Origin of the sequence: Oscillatoria salina IIICB1, assembly GCF_020144665.1 — a bacterium.
Classification (GTDB): Bacteria; Cyanobacteriota; Cyanobacteriia; order Cyanobacteriales; family SIO1D9; genus IIICB1.
This window is the reverse complement of record NZ_JAAHBQ010000005.1, coordinates 1-14,293: the sequence shown is the minus strand read 5'-3', so window position 1 is coordinate 14,293 and position 14,293 is coordinate 1. Positions and strand designations below refer to the sequence as shown.

General features: G+C 42.6%; 15 protein-coding genes. 6 read left to right on the top strand and 9 right to left on the bottom strand.

The window, feature by feature from the left end:
• Position 1 precedes the first annotated feature (1 nt).
• The 3 genes from uppS to lysA form a co-directional block, all read right to left on the bottom strand.
• On the bottom strand, positions 2-751 hold the full coding sequence (gene uppS, locus G3T18_RS01560) for a polyprenyl diphosphate synthase (protein ID WP_224408757.1): 750 nt from the start codon (positions 749-751) through the stop codon (positions 2-4).
• On the bottom strand, positions 748-1,665 hold the full coding sequence (gene cdaA, locus G3T18_RS01555) for a diadenylate cyclase CdaA (RefSeq protein WP_224408756.1): 918 nt from the start codon (positions 1,663-1,665) through the stop codon (positions 748-750). Before cdaA ends, uppS begins: the two co-directional genes overlap by 4 nt.
• 362 nt (positions 1,666-2,027) lie before the next feature.
• Positions 2,028-3,464 carry a diaminopimelate decarboxylase gene (lysA, locus tag G3T18_RS01550; protein ID WP_449867547.1) on the bottom strand — a complete coding sequence of 479 codons (1,437 nt, stop codon included), beginning with the start codon at positions 3,462-3,464 and terminating at the stop codon, positions 2,028-2,030.
• Positions 3,465-3,573: 109 nt separating this feature from the next.
• Between lysA and rimI the strand changes: the two genes are divergently transcribed.
• Positions 3,574-4,143, top strand: coding sequence for a ribosomal protein S18-alanine N-acetyltransferase (gene rimI / locus G3T18_RS01545; RefSeq protein ID WP_318013915.1), 570 nt, complete (start codon positions 3,574-3,576; stop codon positions 4,141-4,143).
• Between the two features lie 174 nt (positions 4,144-4,317).
• Positions 4,318-6,783, top strand: coding sequence for an ATP-dependent Clp protease ATP-binding subunit (locus tag G3T18_RS01540; RefSeq protein ID WP_224408754.1), 2,466 nt, complete (start codon positions 4,318-4,320; stop codon positions 6,781-6,783).
• Positions 6,784-6,862: 79 nt separating this feature from the next.
• On the opposite strand, the gene G3T18_RS01535 is transcribed toward G3T18_RS01540, so the two are convergent.
• Both G3T18_RS01535 and G3T18_RS01530 read right to left on the bottom strand, forming a co-directional pair.
• Positions 6,863-7,648, bottom strand: coding sequence for a Uma2 family endonuclease (locus G3T18_RS01535; RefSeq protein WP_224408753.1), 786 nt, complete (start codon positions 7,646-7,648; stop codon positions 6,863-6,865).
• Between the two features lie 53 nt (positions 7,649-7,701).
• Positions 7,702-8,466 carry an MBL fold metallo-hydrolase gene (locus G3T18_RS01530; protein ID WP_224408822.1) on the bottom strand — a complete coding sequence of 255 codons (765 nt, stop codon included), beginning with the start codon at positions 8,464-8,466 and terminating at the stop codon, positions 7,702-7,704.
• A gap of 255 nt (positions 8,467-8,721) precedes the next feature.
• Between G3T18_RS01530 and G3T18_RS25405 the strand changes: the two genes are divergently transcribed.
• From G3T18_RS25405 to G3T18_RS01520, 3 genes are all read left to right on the top strand, one after another.
• On the top strand, positions 8,722-8,853 hold the full coding sequence (locus G3T18_RS25405) for a hypothetical protein (protein WP_263480233.1): 132 nt from the start codon (positions 8,722-8,724) through the stop codon (positions 8,851-8,853).
• A gap of 15 nt (positions 8,854-8,868) precedes the next feature.
• Entirely contained in the window at positions 8,869-9,243 is a 375-nt protein-coding gene (locus G3T18_RS01525) for a DUF423 domain-containing protein (RefSeq protein ID WP_224408752.1), read from the top strand.
• A 124-nt stretch (positions 9,244-9,367) separates the two neighbouring features.
• On the top strand, positions 9,368-9,562 hold the full coding sequence (locus G3T18_RS01520) for a hypothetical protein (protein ID WP_224408751.1): 195 nt from the start codon (positions 9,368-9,370) through the stop codon (positions 9,560-9,562).
• Between the two features lie 98 nt (positions 9,563-9,660).
• Here the strand turns inward: G3T18_RS01520 and G3T18_RS01515 are convergent, their stop codons facing one another.
• From G3T18_RS01515 to G3T18_RS01500, 4 genes are all read right to left on the bottom strand, one after another.
• Positions 9,661-10,383, bottom strand: coding sequence for a cytochrome b/b6 domain-containing protein (locus G3T18_RS01515; RefSeq protein WP_224408750.1), 723 nt, complete (start codon positions 10,381-10,383; stop codon positions 9,661-9,663).
• 34 nt (positions 10,384-10,417) lie between these two features.
• On the bottom strand, positions 10,418-11,713 hold the full coding sequence (gene purB / locus G3T18_RS01510; protein WP_224408821.1) for an adenylosuccinate lyase: 1,296 nt from the start codon (positions 11,711-11,713) through the stop codon (positions 10,418-10,420).
• Between the two features lie 187 nt (positions 11,714-11,900).
• Positions 11,901-12,155, bottom strand: a complete 255-nt coding sequence (locus tag G3T18_RS01505) for a hypothetical protein (RefSeq protein ID WP_224408749.1) — start codon at positions 12,153-12,155, stop codon at positions 11,901-11,903.
• 18 nt (positions 12,156-12,173) lie between these two features.
• Positions 12,174-13,703, bottom strand: coding sequence for a YifB family Mg chelatase-like AAA ATPase (locus G3T18_RS01500; RefSeq protein ID WP_224408748.1), 1,530 nt, complete (start codon positions 13,701-13,703; stop codon positions 12,174-12,176).
• 139 nt (positions 13,704-13,842) lie between these two features.
• Between G3T18_RS01500 and G3T18_RS01495 the strand changes: the two genes are divergently transcribed.
• Positions 13,843-14,184 carry a histidine triad nucleotide-binding protein gene (locus tag G3T18_RS01495; protein WP_224408747.1) on the top strand — a complete coding sequence of 114 codons (342 nt, stop codon included), beginning with the start codon at positions 13,843-13,845 and terminating at the stop codon, positions 14,182-14,184.
• The last annotated feature ends 109 nt before the right edge of the window (positions 14,185-14,293 follow it).

Here is a 14,293-nt window from a genome sequence, read left to right as displayed (position 1 = left end):
ATTAGATTTTACCGAAACGGCGATCGCGCTGTTGATAAGCAATTAAAGCTTGATGAAAATCCTCTCTGGTAAAATCAGGCCAAGTAGTATTAGTCACGTAAATTTCCGCATAAGCCATTTGCCAAAGCAAGAAATTAGAAATACGCATTTCACCACTAGTACGAATTAAAAGATCCGGATGAGGAATTCCCGCAGTATAAAGCTGCTTTTCAAACAACTGCTCATCGATGCCATCAACATCAATTTTACCTTGCTTAACCTGAGCAGCGATCGCCCGACAAGCTTGTAAAATTTCCTGTCGCCCACCATAATTAGTCGCCACAGTAAATTGAACGCCCCGATTATCTTGAGTTTCGCGCATCGAGCGTTCAATTTCCTCTTGCAGTGAGAGTGGCAATTGACTTAGATCGCCAACAAAGCGAATTTTCACATTTTCTTCCTGCATTTGGGCTAACTCTCGCCGCAAAACTCTTTCAATCAAAGTCATCAAAAACTCAACTTCCTCCAGAGGGCGTTGCCAATTTTCTGTAGAAAAAGCATAAGCTGTCAGAGCCGGAATGCCCCAATCTTGGCAACAGCGCAGCAAATCCTTCAGCGAATCCGCTCCTTGCCCATGACCCATAATTCTAGCTAGTCCCTGGCGATTAGCCCAGCGACCATTTCCATCCATAATCACCGCTACGTGCTTAGGCAAGCGGTGACGGTCGAGATCTGGCGGTAACTTTGATAATAAACTTTGCTTGGCAGTCATTTCTTTTCTTCAGAGGTCGATGACGGAAGACGAAAGAAACGTTTGAGCAGTATCTGTCCCTGAGAGCCAATTTGACGACTCAAACGACTCAAACCAGGTGCTACAGCCTCACGCTCAACAGAAGGAGAGAATCTTTCCTCTAATAGCTCTTTTAGTTTAGAGCTCGTTAAAGGTCGATTCAGGTTTCTTTTCTCCGCAAGAGAAATTGAACCCGTTTCTTCTGATACAACGATACACAAACAATTTTCCACTCGTTCCGTAATTCCCATTGCAGCGCGGTGGCGAGTTCCTAACTGTCTGGATGCAGTGCGCTCCGAAAGAGGCAAAATCACTCCAGCAGCAAAAATTCGAGAACCACGCACCACTACAGCACCATCATGTAAAAGTGTAGAAGTTTGAAAAATTGTTTGTAGCAGTTCTTTAGAAATTTCCGCATCAAGTATAACCCCTGGTACAGAAACATCTCGTTCGTCTAAAGGACCACTAGTTTCAATTACAATCAGCGCACCAGTACGATTTTGGGACAATTCTTTCACCGCATCGACAATTTCATCAATTACACTATCAGGTCTGGGGATCGAGCGGAGCGACGGCTGAAACAACTGCTTAATTTCACCACGTCCGAGTTGTTCGAGGAAGCGGCGAAAATCCGACTGGAAAATTACCGCCATTGCCACCGCCGAACCAACTACCAGCTTTTCCAATACAAAGCTTAACAGGATCAATCCGATTCGGTTACTTACCACCGCCGCTAACATCAAAATAATTAGCCCTCGAACCATCCAAAGCGTCCGGCGCTCCCCAATAATGAGAAGCACTAAATAGGTAAGGGCTAGAACCAATCCAATATCAAGGGCGTATAGTAGCCAAGACTGAATCCAGCCTAGGTTTGGGGTGGAACCCGACGGAGGCATGAAAATTAGTTCTCCATGTTTTAGCTTAATGTGCTAATATTTGCTGCTTGGTAATTTTCCTGAATCGATAAATTGGCTTGGCACAACAGATGAACTACCGGACGAAGTTTTGAACGATCCGCCGTTCCTGGCTTGGCAAATCCTCAAATCGATTTTCCTCCAAGCATTGTTCAGTGTAACTGTATAGCGTTTTTCAATAATTTGTGAATAGCCCAAGTGCGGAAAGCTCGATCTGGCTTCAAGATTGATTGGGAAAATCTCTCCGAAAAACACTGTCTGCGATTAACGAACTTCTGGTTTTGGTTCCCATGAAGGCGGGGGCAAGTTTTTTGAGGTCAAAAAAACTGCCCTCTGGCTAGATTTTAACGGTCTAAGTCACTTTGATTTTGTTGAAGTAATCTTTCTGGCAAGCGGTCTTGTTTGATGAGGTCGGCGTAGGTTTCGCGCCGTAAAATCAGGTTAGCTTCTCCATTACAGACGACAACTGCTGCCGGGCGGGGCAAGCGATTGTAGTTAGATGCCATGCTATAGTTATATGCTCCTGTCCCCATGACTACGAGAATATCTCCTGGTTTGGTAACGGGTAATTGAGCATCTTTAAGGACGATATCGCCAGATTCACAGTGCTTTCCCGCAATTGTTACCGTTTCTTGTGCCGGAGCTAACATACGGTTGGCGATCGCGGCTCGATAAACTGATTGATAGGTAATGGGACGGGGATTGTCGGACATTCCCCCATCTACAGCAATATAAGTCCGAATTTCGGGAACTTGTTTGCGGCTACCGATCGTGTAAGCAGTGATGCAAGCTGTCCCAATTAGCGATCGCCCTGGTTCGCAAATTAGTTTGGGTAAGGGTACATTTTCGCTTTTACAAGCTGTGACTGTGGCTTGAGAAACTGCTTTTACCCATTCTTCAATACTGGGGGGATCGTCAGTTTCGGTGTAACGAATTCCTAAACCACCACCGACGTTTAATTCTTTGACTGACAAACCCATTTCATTAGCTTGTTTGAGCCACTTAACTAATACCGCAGCTAAGTCTTGATGGGGTTGACGCTCAAAAATTTGCGAGCCAATATGAGCGTGAAGCCCAATACAGTTGAGATTGGGCTGAGCCTTAACAAAAGCAAAAACTCGATCGATTTGATTGGGATCGAAGCCAAATTTACTGTCTAAGTGACCCGTGCGAATATACTCATGGGTATGACATTCGATCCCCGGCGTTAACCTGAGCATTACTTGCACTGGTTCATTGGCGCGATCGCTAATTAAATCCCGCAGTAGCGTTAATTCTAGCCAATTATCGACTACAATCGTGCATCCACAGTCAATCGCTAGTTCTAACTCATCAACAGACTTATTATTGCCGTGAAAATAAATTTTTTCGGGGTTGACGTTGGCTTGAAGTGCCGTATATAGTTCGCCACCAGAGACTACATCCAAACCTAAGCCTTCACTTTGGACGATCGCATTGACAGCCAGACAGTTCCAGGCTTTAGAAGCATAAATGGCTAACGTTTCCCCTGGGTAATACTTGGTGAGATTATCTCGATATTGCCTGCAAGCCGCCCGCAAAGTCTCCTCATCCAAAATGTAAAGAGGAGAACCAAACTGTTGCACTAATCTAGTTACGTCGCAACCGCCAATTTCAAGACAGTCGTTCTCATTGACTTTGGCTGTTAAAGGTAGCAGTTGCTGGTTAGGTGAAGTTTCACCTGTCGGCGGTAGATACTCGATCGCTGAATTTGGTACTTTCTTTTCCGTCGATAACATGGTCAAATTCTTAATTTTAGTCATTTGTCTTCAGTCATTTGTCGTTAGTCGGTAGGTTAAGCTGGTTAAGGACCGATGACCAAGGACAAACAAAGCGCAAACACGCCCATGTTTCAGTGTACAATTGAGTGCTGTGACTTTAGCAAAACTAAAATTATTACATTTAACACCAGAAAGATTGCCTGCGGTTGTCGAACTGGACAAATTATGTTTAGGTGGATTGTGGACATTAGCTGGTTATGAGCGTGAATTAGCAAGTCCTAATAGTGAGTTGTTGGTTATTTCCATACCCGCGATCGCCCAAGCAACTCACGACCAAGGCGAACAAATTGTCGGCATTGGTTGTTACTGGCAAATTCTGGAGGAAGCACATCTGACAATCTTGGCAGTTCATCCAGATTATCAAGGTCAAGGTTTCGGGAAAATGCTGCTGCGTGCCTTGCTAGCAGATGCGGTTAAACGAGGTCTCGAACGTGCGACTTTGGAAGTGAAAGCTAGTAATACTGTGGCTTTGTCTTTATACAAAAAGTTTGGCTTTCGAGAAGCAGGACGAAGACGAGGTTACTACCAAAGTACCAATGAAGATGCTTTGATTCTTTGGCGGGGTGGTTTGGCTTACCCAGAATTTGCCGTGGAGTTAGCTCAATGGCAGCAAGAAATAGAGGATTACTTGAAAAGCAATAACTGGCATTATCAGGCTTGAAAAAATAGGGCAGACAAAGGTTAACAAAATTATCGCGATCGCCAATCCTCACCATCAGGATCGGGATTTACGTCATAAATATTGTCTGGTGACTGTCTAAAAAACAACAGTCTCCCTAGAACCCTGTGCTAAAATCAGCTTACACGGGCACGCAGCAGGTTATGGAAATAGACCATGTTTGAACGCTTCACAGAAAAAGCAATTAAAGTAATTATGCTGGCTCAGGAGGAGGCACGTCGCCTGGGACACAACTTTGTCGGCACTGAACAAATTCTTCTCGGTTTAATCGGAGAAGGAACGGGTGTTGCAGCTAAAGTCTTGAAATCTATGGGTGTCAATCTTAAAGATGCTCGCATAGAAGTAGAAAAAATTATCGGTCGCGGTTCGGGTTTTGTGGCAGTGGAAATTCCTTTCACTCCTAGAGCGAAGCGCGTTCTTGAATTATCTTTAGAAGAAGCTCGACAGTTAGGACACAATTATATCGGTACCGAACACTTACTTCTCGGTTTGATCAGAGAAGGTGAGGGTGTGGCAGCTAGAGTCTTGGAAAATTTGGGTGTGGATCTCTCGAAGGTTCGCACGCAGGTGATCCGGATGTTGGGCGAAACGGCGGAAGTGGCAGTCGGACCGAATCAAGGTCGCACGAAAACGCCGACTTTGGATGAGTTTGGTGCTAATTTAACTCAAATGGCAGCCGAAGGCAAGCTCGATCCGGTGGTAGGCAGAATTAAGGAGATTGAAAGGGTAATTCAAATTCTTGGTCGGCGGACGAAGAATAATCCGGTTTTGATTGGGGAACCAGGGGTCGGAAAAACGGCGATCGCTGAAGGTTTGGCGCAGCGTATCGCGAATAATGATGTTCCTGATATCCTTGAAGAAAAACGGGTGGTTACTCTCGATATCGGTTTGCTTGTCGCTGGTACGAAGTATCGGGGTGAGTTTGAGGAACGCCTGAAGAAGATTATGGACGAAATTCGTCAAGCTGGAAATGTGATTCTGGTGATTGATGAGGTTCATACTTTGATCGGTGCTGGTGCGGCTGAAGGGGCGATCGATGCGGCGAATATCTTGAAGCCGGCTTTGGCAAGAGGTGAACTGCAATGTATCGGCGCAACTACTCTTGATGAGTATCGCAAGCACATTGAACGAGATGCTGCCCTCGAACGTCGTTTTCAACCTGTAATGGTGGGCGAACCTTCGGTAGATGAGACAATTGAAATTTTATACGGTTTGCGCGAACGTTACGAGCAACACCACAAACTGAAAATTTTAGATGAAGCCCTGGAAGCGGCGGCGAAATTGTCCGATCGCTATATTTCTGACCGCTATTTGCCGGATAAGGCGATTGATTTGATTGATGAGGCGGGTTCGCGGGTACGTTTGATTAATTCCCAATTGCCTCCCGCAGCCAAAGAACTTGATAAAGAACTGCGTCAGGTGTTGAAGGAAAAAGACGATGCGGTGCGATCGCAAGACTTTGACCGGGCGGGAGAATTACGCGATCGCGAAATGGAAATTAAGGCGGAGATTCGGGCGATCGCTAATGCGAAGAAAACTGAATCTGACAATGATGAAGAAGGTCCTTCGGTTGATGCTGAGGAAATCGCTCACATTGTCGCTTCTTGGACTGGCGTACCAGTGAATAAGCTTACTGAATCCGAATCTGAGAAGTTGTTGCACATGGAAGATACTTTGCACCAACGTCTCATCGGTCAAGAAGATGCGGTTAAGGCTGTTTCTCGTGCTATTCGTCGCGCCCGTGTTGGTTTGAAGAATCCCAACCGCCCAATTGCTAGTTTTATCTTCTCCGGTCCCACTGGTGTTGGTAAAACTGAGTTGACTAAAGCTTTAGCAGCTTATTTCTTTGGTTCGGAAGAAGCGATGATTCGCTTGGATATGTCCGAATACATGGAACGTCATACTGTTTCTAAGTTGATTGGTTCGCCTCCGGGATATGTAGGTTACAACGAAGGCGGTCAACTAACTGAAGCAGTGCGTCGTCGTCCCTACACCGTGGTGCTATTCGACGAAATCGAAAAAGCACACCCGGATGTATTTAATATGCTGCTACAAATCTTAGAAGATGGTCGCTTGACTGATGCTAAAGGTCGCACGGTAGACTTCAAGAATACCTTGTTGATTATGACCTCGAACATTGGTTCTAAGGTAATTGAAAAAGGTGGCGGTGGACTTGGTTTCGAGTTCAGCGAAGACCGTACCGAATCACAATACAACCGCATTCGCTCTTTGGTCAATGAAGAACTGAAGAATTACTTCCGTCCAGAGTTCCTCAACCGTCTCGATGAGATTATTGTCTTCCGTCAGTTGAGCAAAGAAGAGGTCAAGGAAATTGCCGAAATCATGCTCCGCGAAGTCTTCAAGCGACTAACTGAACAAGATATTATCTTGGAAGTTACCGAGAAGTTCAAAGAACGCTTGGTCGAAGAAGGTTACAACCCTAGCTACGGCGCTCGTCCGTTACGTCGTGCGATTATGCGCTTGTTGGAGGATGTGCTAGCTGAGGAAATTCTTTCCGGTCGCGTTGGCGAAGGCGATACGGCGAAAGTTGATATCGATGAGGAAGGTAAGGTTGTGGTTCGTCCCTCTGATAAGCAACCAATTTTAACTAAAGCTGAATAATTAACTCTTGACAAAATAGCAAAAAAATGGTAGAGAAGATTGGATTCTCTACCGTTTTTTTGGTGGCGCGAAAAGGTGATTAGGGGTTGATTGCTTCGATTTGGGTATCTGATAATCCCGTGATACTGGCTATTTGAGTAACAGTCATTCCTTGTTGGCGTAAGTTGCGGACAACTTGTTGTAGTTGAGATTCCAGTTGTGCAGCGCGTTGTTCGGCAAGTTCTTTAGCAGACCGTTCGCGATCGCGCATTTCCCCATCAGTTAACAACAATTCTCCCTCTAAAGTCGCCCAACGCAGCCAAGTCGCCTCAATCCCGTGATATCTGCCCTCCCAGCGCAGCAAAACTAAGCCGAGAGACTCACTAATCAGTTGATTTTGATGATTTGGGGCGATCGGTCGATAAACGCGGTTTTGGAGCGCAAATCCCGCCCAATCATCAGGATTAAACGGATCGTACCAGAAATACTCAGGAACTCGCATCTGATTTTGGTAAATCCGTTTTTTCTCATTTTTATCTCGTTCTTTCGTCGTTTCCGAAATTAGTTCAATCACCACATCGGGGGCTTTACCTTCCTCCCAAACCACCCAACTCAGACGTTCACCTTTCGGTACATCCAAAACAGCAAAAAAATCTGGACCGCGAAAGTCTTGATTTCGCACTTGGGCAAGACTAAAGTAAATAAACATATTCCCACCCACAAACCCATCATCCCTAGCATCCAGCCAAGTTGATAAAGTTTCCATCAGCAGATCCATTTGCGCTTTGTGACGGGCTGTTTCCATTGGTATACCATCATCGCAAGGAAGTTCTTTTTGAGTTGGCGGCAGTTTAAGATTATATTGAGCCGGAACAGTCTCGGACATAGGATTTTCCTTGTAGACTGACAACTTGATTTTAGGTGTACCGTAAAATTACATCAATTAACTAATTCCAAAGCCAAAGTTTCTCCTGGTTTCGGGTCAATAACTCGCGTATTCAAGTTATTTTGAGCTAGCATTTCCCTAAATTCTGCCGCACTTCCTTCAGTCCGCAGCAAACCAAGTAATAAACCTTCAAACTTCACATCTCCACCAGCCGCAGTCGGCAAAATTACTTGTGGTTGTAGCCATTGACAAATTTCTAAAGCAGTTTTTTGTCCTTTGATAATTGGTCCAATTAAAGGAAGAGATAAATTAGCGATCGGTGTAATTACTACATCCACAGGCGCAACTTCTTTTATACTTGGAGAATGTTCGCCATGAGGTTCGTAGTAAATCGTTTGCTTCGTTGCCAAATCTTTAATCAAGTAACCATTTTCGATTAAAGTGGGACCAATAGGAGAACCAGGAACCGCTTTGATTTCTACTGTATTTGCTAAGTTAAAACTTTCTCCATGTTTTAAGGCTGTTACTTGAGAATATCCTAAATTTTTAGTAACTTTCGCTGCATTTGGAGAACCAACCACAGGAAGATTATGGTCTAATTTTTTTAATGTTGGTGGATGAGCATGGTCTTCCAAACCTTGAGATAGTAAAATTAGGTCTATATTTTGCGGAATTTCACGCTGAGTAAGCTTTTCTCCTTTAAATAACCAAGTTTGATTGCCAAAAACTAAATTATCCACTAACCAAGGATCGATAAGGATTCTTTTTCCAGCTATTTCAATTAACCAGGAATTACTGTCTAAGTATGTTAGTTGCATAGCAATTAAGCAAATATGAGATAAACTGTCTTTTTTATTATAGTAAATATCCGTTATCTTCATACCTTCATAAGGTAGAGTAACTTTCAAAAACTAGCTAGAATTACCTCATCATTATTAGCTAATAAACTAAAAGCAACTGCTGGAGGATGGTTAATTTGGAGTTTACCTCGCGAAAAGCAACAACAAACTCATGAATTTATCCAAACTATTTTTGATTGTTTGTTAGCAGAAAATCATGGTAAAATTACAGTTATGGATTTAGCAAGAAAAGCAAATCTATCTGCTGCTGTAGCTAAAGAATATTTAGATAGCAAAGCAAAAGAATTTGATGCTGATTTTGAAGTAAGCGAATCAGGTAAGATTTCTTATAAGTTTTTGATGTAGGTAGCAAAGATGATTATGAGTAGAATTTTTTTAGCGATCGCAGCAATTCTTGCAGGTGTATCCGTTGCTGGTGGTGCATTTGCAACTCACGCACTCAAAGATAGAATTAGCGATCGCGCTTTGGAAATCTTTGAGACTGGTGCTAAATATCAAATGTATCATGCTTTAGCACTGATTTTAGTAGCATTGTTGCTCAGTCGCGCTGAATTATCTCAAACCTATCTCTCCGTTGCAGGTTATGCTTTTATTGCGGGAATCGCGATCTTTTCGGGAAGTTTATATGCACTTTCCTTAAGTGGTGTACGCTGGTTAGGAGCCGTTACACCTTTTGGTGGTGTCGCGTTTCTGATTGGTTGGGGATGTTTGGCGATCGCCGCTTTTATGAAGTAAATTAATAACTAGGTTTTCCAGAGATTTTTTCTTAATCAAACTTAATTTAGTAAGCGCGATCGCGTCACCGAATCCTCCCGCCAGACTAAAATGAATATATCACGATAGAGACGAGGTGAGATAGATGTTTAAATCGAAGTGTGCGATCGCGATCGCATCTCTTAGTTTACTCCTGTTTGTCGCTAGTTGTTCCTCCCAAAGCGAACCCGAAGATACCACTTTACCAGGACAACAGCATATTGACAAAGCTAATGACGCAAAAGATACTATCGAACAGCATAACAAAGAACAAGAACAACTACCGGAAAATCAAGAGTAGAGACTTCATCAATTTAAGCAAAAGGAATTATGAATAATGAAATTTTGACTAATTATTCATAATTCCCCAGCGATTAATTTCCAGTCATCCACGCTCATTTACCCCTTAAAAAGTGGCAAGATAAACGCCCCTACCAAGCTAACAAAAACAATAACTTCTAACACTTTCAGGGGAAAAGATAATTGCGACCACTCTTGCACTAAACTAGAGGAAATTCTCGACCTTCCTAACATTCTCCGGATATTTTCTCGCCATAAAACCGGGCTATCTTTAGCACGAAAACGCCAATGAAACATCGACATTAACAGGGGAGTACCTCCCACTTTCGCACCCATCAAAACGTGGAGACTAATACAAATTACTAGCACTACCCAGGAAATAAGATGTGCATAATACCAACCACGATCTAGCTCACCTTTGGGCAACCAAGTTTCATCCATCATTTTACCACTAAATAAGGCAAAAGTCAGCGCCAAAATTGTGAGTGTATTAGTCAGCCGATGCAGGGTATACCACCAAACAGGTTTACCAACTTGGGTTAGTTTCTTCAGCGAATTGGCTTGAATCAGCCGCTTATGTCCCCGATGCACTGCATACAGAAAAAATAAAGGAAATATCAGCAACGAAAATAAGCCAAATGTGCCATGAATTCCCTCAATAGCATTCCACTTAGGTAACGGAATTCTTCCCCATCGTCCGTCATAAGTATTGTAAGTCCAAAAAGCAGTTAAAATAGCTGCAATGACAAAAAAACTGGTTAGTCCATGTCCTAAACGTAGGAGGAGAGGTTGGTAAGGAGGTCGAGGTTTTAGTAGTCGCATAGAAATTAACTTATCCGGCTAAAATTGTTCTTTTTTAGATACCCAAACGTTGATAAATTTCATCTAAATTTTCCAAATGATGTTGGGGATCGAAACAAGCTTTTATCTCTTCAGAAGAGAGATATTTATTAACAGTCTCATTTTTACTAATCAATTGATGAAAATCTCCATCTGCTTGATTCCAAGCTTCGTGGGCGCAACCTTGAACAAGACGATAAGCATCTTCTCTAGTCATGCCTTTTTCTACTAAGGAAAGTAGCACTCTCTGACTAAAAATAACGCCGCCGTAAACATTCATATTCCGCTTCATGTTTTCTGGATAAACTAATAAATTTTTCACTAAATTAATACTTTCCTGAAGCATAAAATGTGTTAAAATGCAAGAGTCAGGAAAAATAACTCTTTCGACAGAACTATGAGAAATATCTCTTTCGTGCCAAAGGGCAACATTTTCTAAAGCAGCAACAGCATTGCCACGAATAATTCTTGCCATACCTGTTAACCTTTCCGAACGAATTGGGTTACGTTTATGAGGCATAGCCGAAGAACCTTTTTGCTTCTTAGAAAAGTATTCTTCTACTTCTAAAACATCAGTGCGTTGTAGGTTACGAATTTCTACAGCAAAACGCTCAATTGAAGCAGCTAAAAGTGCTAATTGTTGGACATATTCGGCATGGCGATCGCGCGAAATTACTTGTGTCGAAGCTGTATCTGGTTGTAACCCCAATTTTTCACAAGCTAAGGCTTCTACCTTCGGGTCAACATTAGCATAAGTTCCCACCGCACCAGATATTTTACCAACTGCAATTTGGCGACGGAGATTAATTAAACGTTCCCGATGACGCAAAACTTCTGCTAACCAACCCGCTAACTTAAACCCAAACGTAATTGGTTCAGCATGAATTCCATGCGATCGCCCAACCATTACTGTATAACGATGCTGTTGCGCTTGGTAACGTATCGCCTGAGACAACTCTTCTACCTTCGACAAGATAATATCTAAACTAGCCACCAATTGCAGTGCTAAAGCTGTATCCAGCACATCAGAACTTGTCAATCCCAAGTGAATATATCTACCGGATTCGCCTACATACTCATTGACATTTGTCAAGAAAGCGATTACATCATGGCGAACTTCCGCCTCAATTTCTAAAATCCTTTGCGGGTCAAAATTAGCCTTCGCTTTAATTTCCTCAACCGCCTCACTAGGAATATAGCCTAATTCCGCTTGGGCTTCACAAACAGCGATTTCTACTTGTAACCAAGTTTTGAATTTATAGTTATCAGTCCAAAAATCGCCCATTTCGGGCAAAGTATAACGTTCAATCACGGCTGGTGTCGGAGAATACAACCGTCATATTGTACCGCTTCTGGTAACAGAAAGTCTCTGATGCCACAAATTCTTGGTTAAATCCCAAGTTTACTCTTATTTTATGGCAACAATGAATTAAATTTATAGAAGCGATCGGTCGATAGATTAATTAATTTTTAGTTAACTCTACAGTATACACAGTCAATTAACGATTTAATTCATTTTTTACTTTTTCCCAAGTAATTGTACCCTCTTCCTTCGCTGATAAAAGCCCTTCAAGTCCAGCAATAGTATCTAACAAATCTTCTAATTCCTCTAACTCTATCAATGTTAATTGCTGAGATTGTAACTTATCTAAAAGTTCCCATCCAGACAAGCCAAAACTGGCAGCTACAGACTGAACGCTATCCCAACCTTCTGGGGAAAATTTGTTGCTTCCATTGCCATTGATAATTTTCATAGTTTTTTTACTTAACCTCTACTGCATTCTATCAATTGTCCGATATTGAATTGCCTCAGCGACATGATTAGTTTGCAAATTTTCATCACCAGCGAGATCGGCAATTGTGCGGGATACTTTCAAAATGCGATCCATTGCTCTTGCGGAAAGTCCTAAGCGACGAATTGCATTTTCTAACAACTTACTCGAAGCTTCATTTAATTGACAGAAATGCCGCAAATGTTTAGTTCTCATTTGAGCATTACAAACTAGATTCTTTTCATTTTGAAAGCGTTGGTAAGCTTTGGCTCTTGCTTGACTTACTCGCTCTCGAATTGGTTGGGACTCTTCTCCGGTACTTTGTTTAATCATCTCTTCCGGCTTGAGACGATTAACTGCTACTTGTAAATCAATCCGATCCATCAAAGGACCAGAAAGTTTTGCCCAATATTGTTCTCTTTGGCGAGGCGAACAAGTACAAGCTTGAATGGGGTCGCCATAGTAACCACAAGGACAAGGATTGGTACTGGCAACTAAAGTAAATTGAGCGGGGAAAACTACTGATTGACGAGTACGAGAAATGCTGACAAAACCATCTTCTAAAGGTTGGCGCAAGAATTCTAAAACACTGCGTTTAAACTCAGTTAATTCATCTAAAAATAATACCCCTCGATGAGCTAAAGAAATTTCTCCAGGCTGAGGAATACTACCACCACCAACCAAAGCGGGACCCGATGCAGAATGATGAGGACTGCGAAAAGGTCGTTCTTTGATCAGCGTACCTTTATCCTTTAAATAACCGGCAACTGAATGAATTTGAGAAACTTCTAAAGATTCTGAAAAATTCAAAGGTGGTAAAATTCCTGGTAAACGTTGAGCTAACATAGTTTTGCCGCTACCCGGAGGTCCGACAAAGATTAAATTGTGTCCTCCAGCCGCAGCAATTTCCAAAGCGCGACGGGCGTGTGCTTGTCCTTTCACATCTTTGAGATCGGGTACATTAAGAGGAGATTTCTCTAATTCTGCTTTTGCATCTAATCTGATTGGTGAAAAATTTTCTGGGCGATCGAGAAAATCTACTACTTCAGATAGATGTTGAAAACCATAGACAGAAATGTTATCAACAACGGCTGCTTCTTTGGCATTACTAGCGGGAACGACTAACCCAACAATACCAAAGCGTTGAGCCGCAGCCGCAATGGGTAAGACACCAGCGATCGCGCGCAAACTTCCATCCAGGGAAACCTCTCCCAAAAATAGATAATCTCCCAATAACTGAGCATCTGCTTGTTCCGAAGCCGCTAAAATACCCACAGCGATCGGCAAATCAAAGCTGGGACCTTCCTTGCGCAAATCCGCCGGAGTTAAATTAATGATAATATTCCGCAGAGGGAAGGCAAAACCAGAATTTTTCAAAGCCGCCTTAACCCTTTCGCGAGATTCTTGTACTGCGGTATCGGGTAAACCAACCACAGTCGTTTTCGGCAGTCCCCCAGAGACATCTACTTCCACTCCCACTTGAACAGCATTAATGCCGACAATAGATGCACTCCAAACCCTTGCAAGCATATTAATTACCCTGAAAACTGTTAGCCAATATAGTAAACTCTCGCAACTGTTACTTCCTAGCTTGTTTGACTCTTAGGTTTCTAGGTTTAGAATTGCATACAATTGCAACATCAACTAGATAATTAACTTCTCATTCGTTATGAGCGATACTATCTTTGGCAAAATCATCCGTCGGGAAATTCCCGCCGATATTGTCTATGAGGATGACTTAGCCCTTGCGTTTAAAGACATTGCTCCCCAAGCGCCGACTCATATTTTGGTGATTCCCAAAAAACCAATTTCTCAGTTAGAGGAAGCTACTGACGAGGATCGAGAACTTTTGGGTCACTTATTACTGACAGCAAAAAAGGTGGCAGAAGATGCCGGATTGACTAACGGCTATCGCTTGGTAATTAACAACGGTCCTGATGGCGGTCAAACAGTAGATCATCTACACTGTCATATTTTAGGCGATCGCCAAATGCAGTGGCCCCCCGGATAACAATCTTGGTAAAAAAGTTTCTGAAAACACTTTACAAAACACAACATTGTGTTTAATATAGAAACAACCGGGCGAAAAAAGCCCGCTTGTAGTAAATAAGCAATCATAC

Excerpts from the sequence above, each read along its gene's own strand:
- uppS (WP_224408757.1), bottom strand. The coding sequence starts at position 751 with ATGACTGCCAAGCAAAGTTTATTATCAAAGTTACCGCCAGATCTCGAC.
- cdaA (WP_224408756.1), bottom strand. The coding sequence starts at position 1,665 with ATGCCTCCGTCGGGTTCCACCCCAAACCTAGGCTGGATTCAGTCTTGG.
- lysA (WP_449867547.1), bottom strand. The coding sequence starts at position 3,464 with ATGACTAAAATTAAGAATTTGACCATGTTATCGACGGAAAAGAAAGTA.
- G3T18_RS01540 (WP_224408754.1), top strand. The coding sequence starts at position 4,318 with ATGTTTGAACGCTTCACAGAAAAAGCAATTAAAGTAATTATGCTGGCT.
- G3T18_RS01535 (WP_224408753.1), bottom strand. The coding sequence starts at position 7,648 with ATGTCCGAGACTGTTCCGGCTCAATATAATCTTAAACTGCCGCCAACT.
- G3T18_RS01530 (WP_224408822.1), bottom strand. The coding sequence starts at position 8,466 with ATGCAACTAACATACTTAGACAGTAATTCCTGGTTAATTGAAATAGCT.
- G3T18_RS25405 (WP_263480233.1), top strand. The coding sequence starts at position 8,722 with ATGGATTTAGCAAGAAAAGCAAATCTATCTGCTGCTGTAGCTAAAGAA.
- G3T18_RS01525 (WP_224408752.1), top strand. The coding sequence starts at position 8,869 with ATGAGTAGAATTTTTTTAGCGATCGCAGCAATTCTTGCAGGTGTATCC.
- G3T18_RS01520 (WP_224408751.1), top strand. The coding sequence starts at position 9,368 with ATGTTTAAATCGAAGTGTGCGATCGCGATCGCATCTCTTAGTTTACTC.
- G3T18_RS01515 (WP_224408750.1), bottom strand. The coding sequence starts at position 10,383 with ATGCGACTACTAAAACCTCGACCTCCTTACCAACCTCTCCTCCTACGT.
- G3T18_RS01505 (WP_224408749.1), bottom strand. The coding sequence starts at position 12,155 with ATGAAAATTATCAATGGCAATGGAAGCAACAAATTTTCCCCAGAAGGT.
- G3T18_RS01500 (WP_224408748.1), bottom strand. The coding sequence starts at position 13,703 with ATGCTTGCAAGGGTTTGGAGTGCATCTATTGTCGGCATTAATGCTGTT.
- G3T18_RS01495 (WP_224408747.1), top strand. The coding sequence starts at position 13,843 with ATGAGCGATACTATCTTTGGCAAAATCATCCGTCGGGAAATTCCCGCC.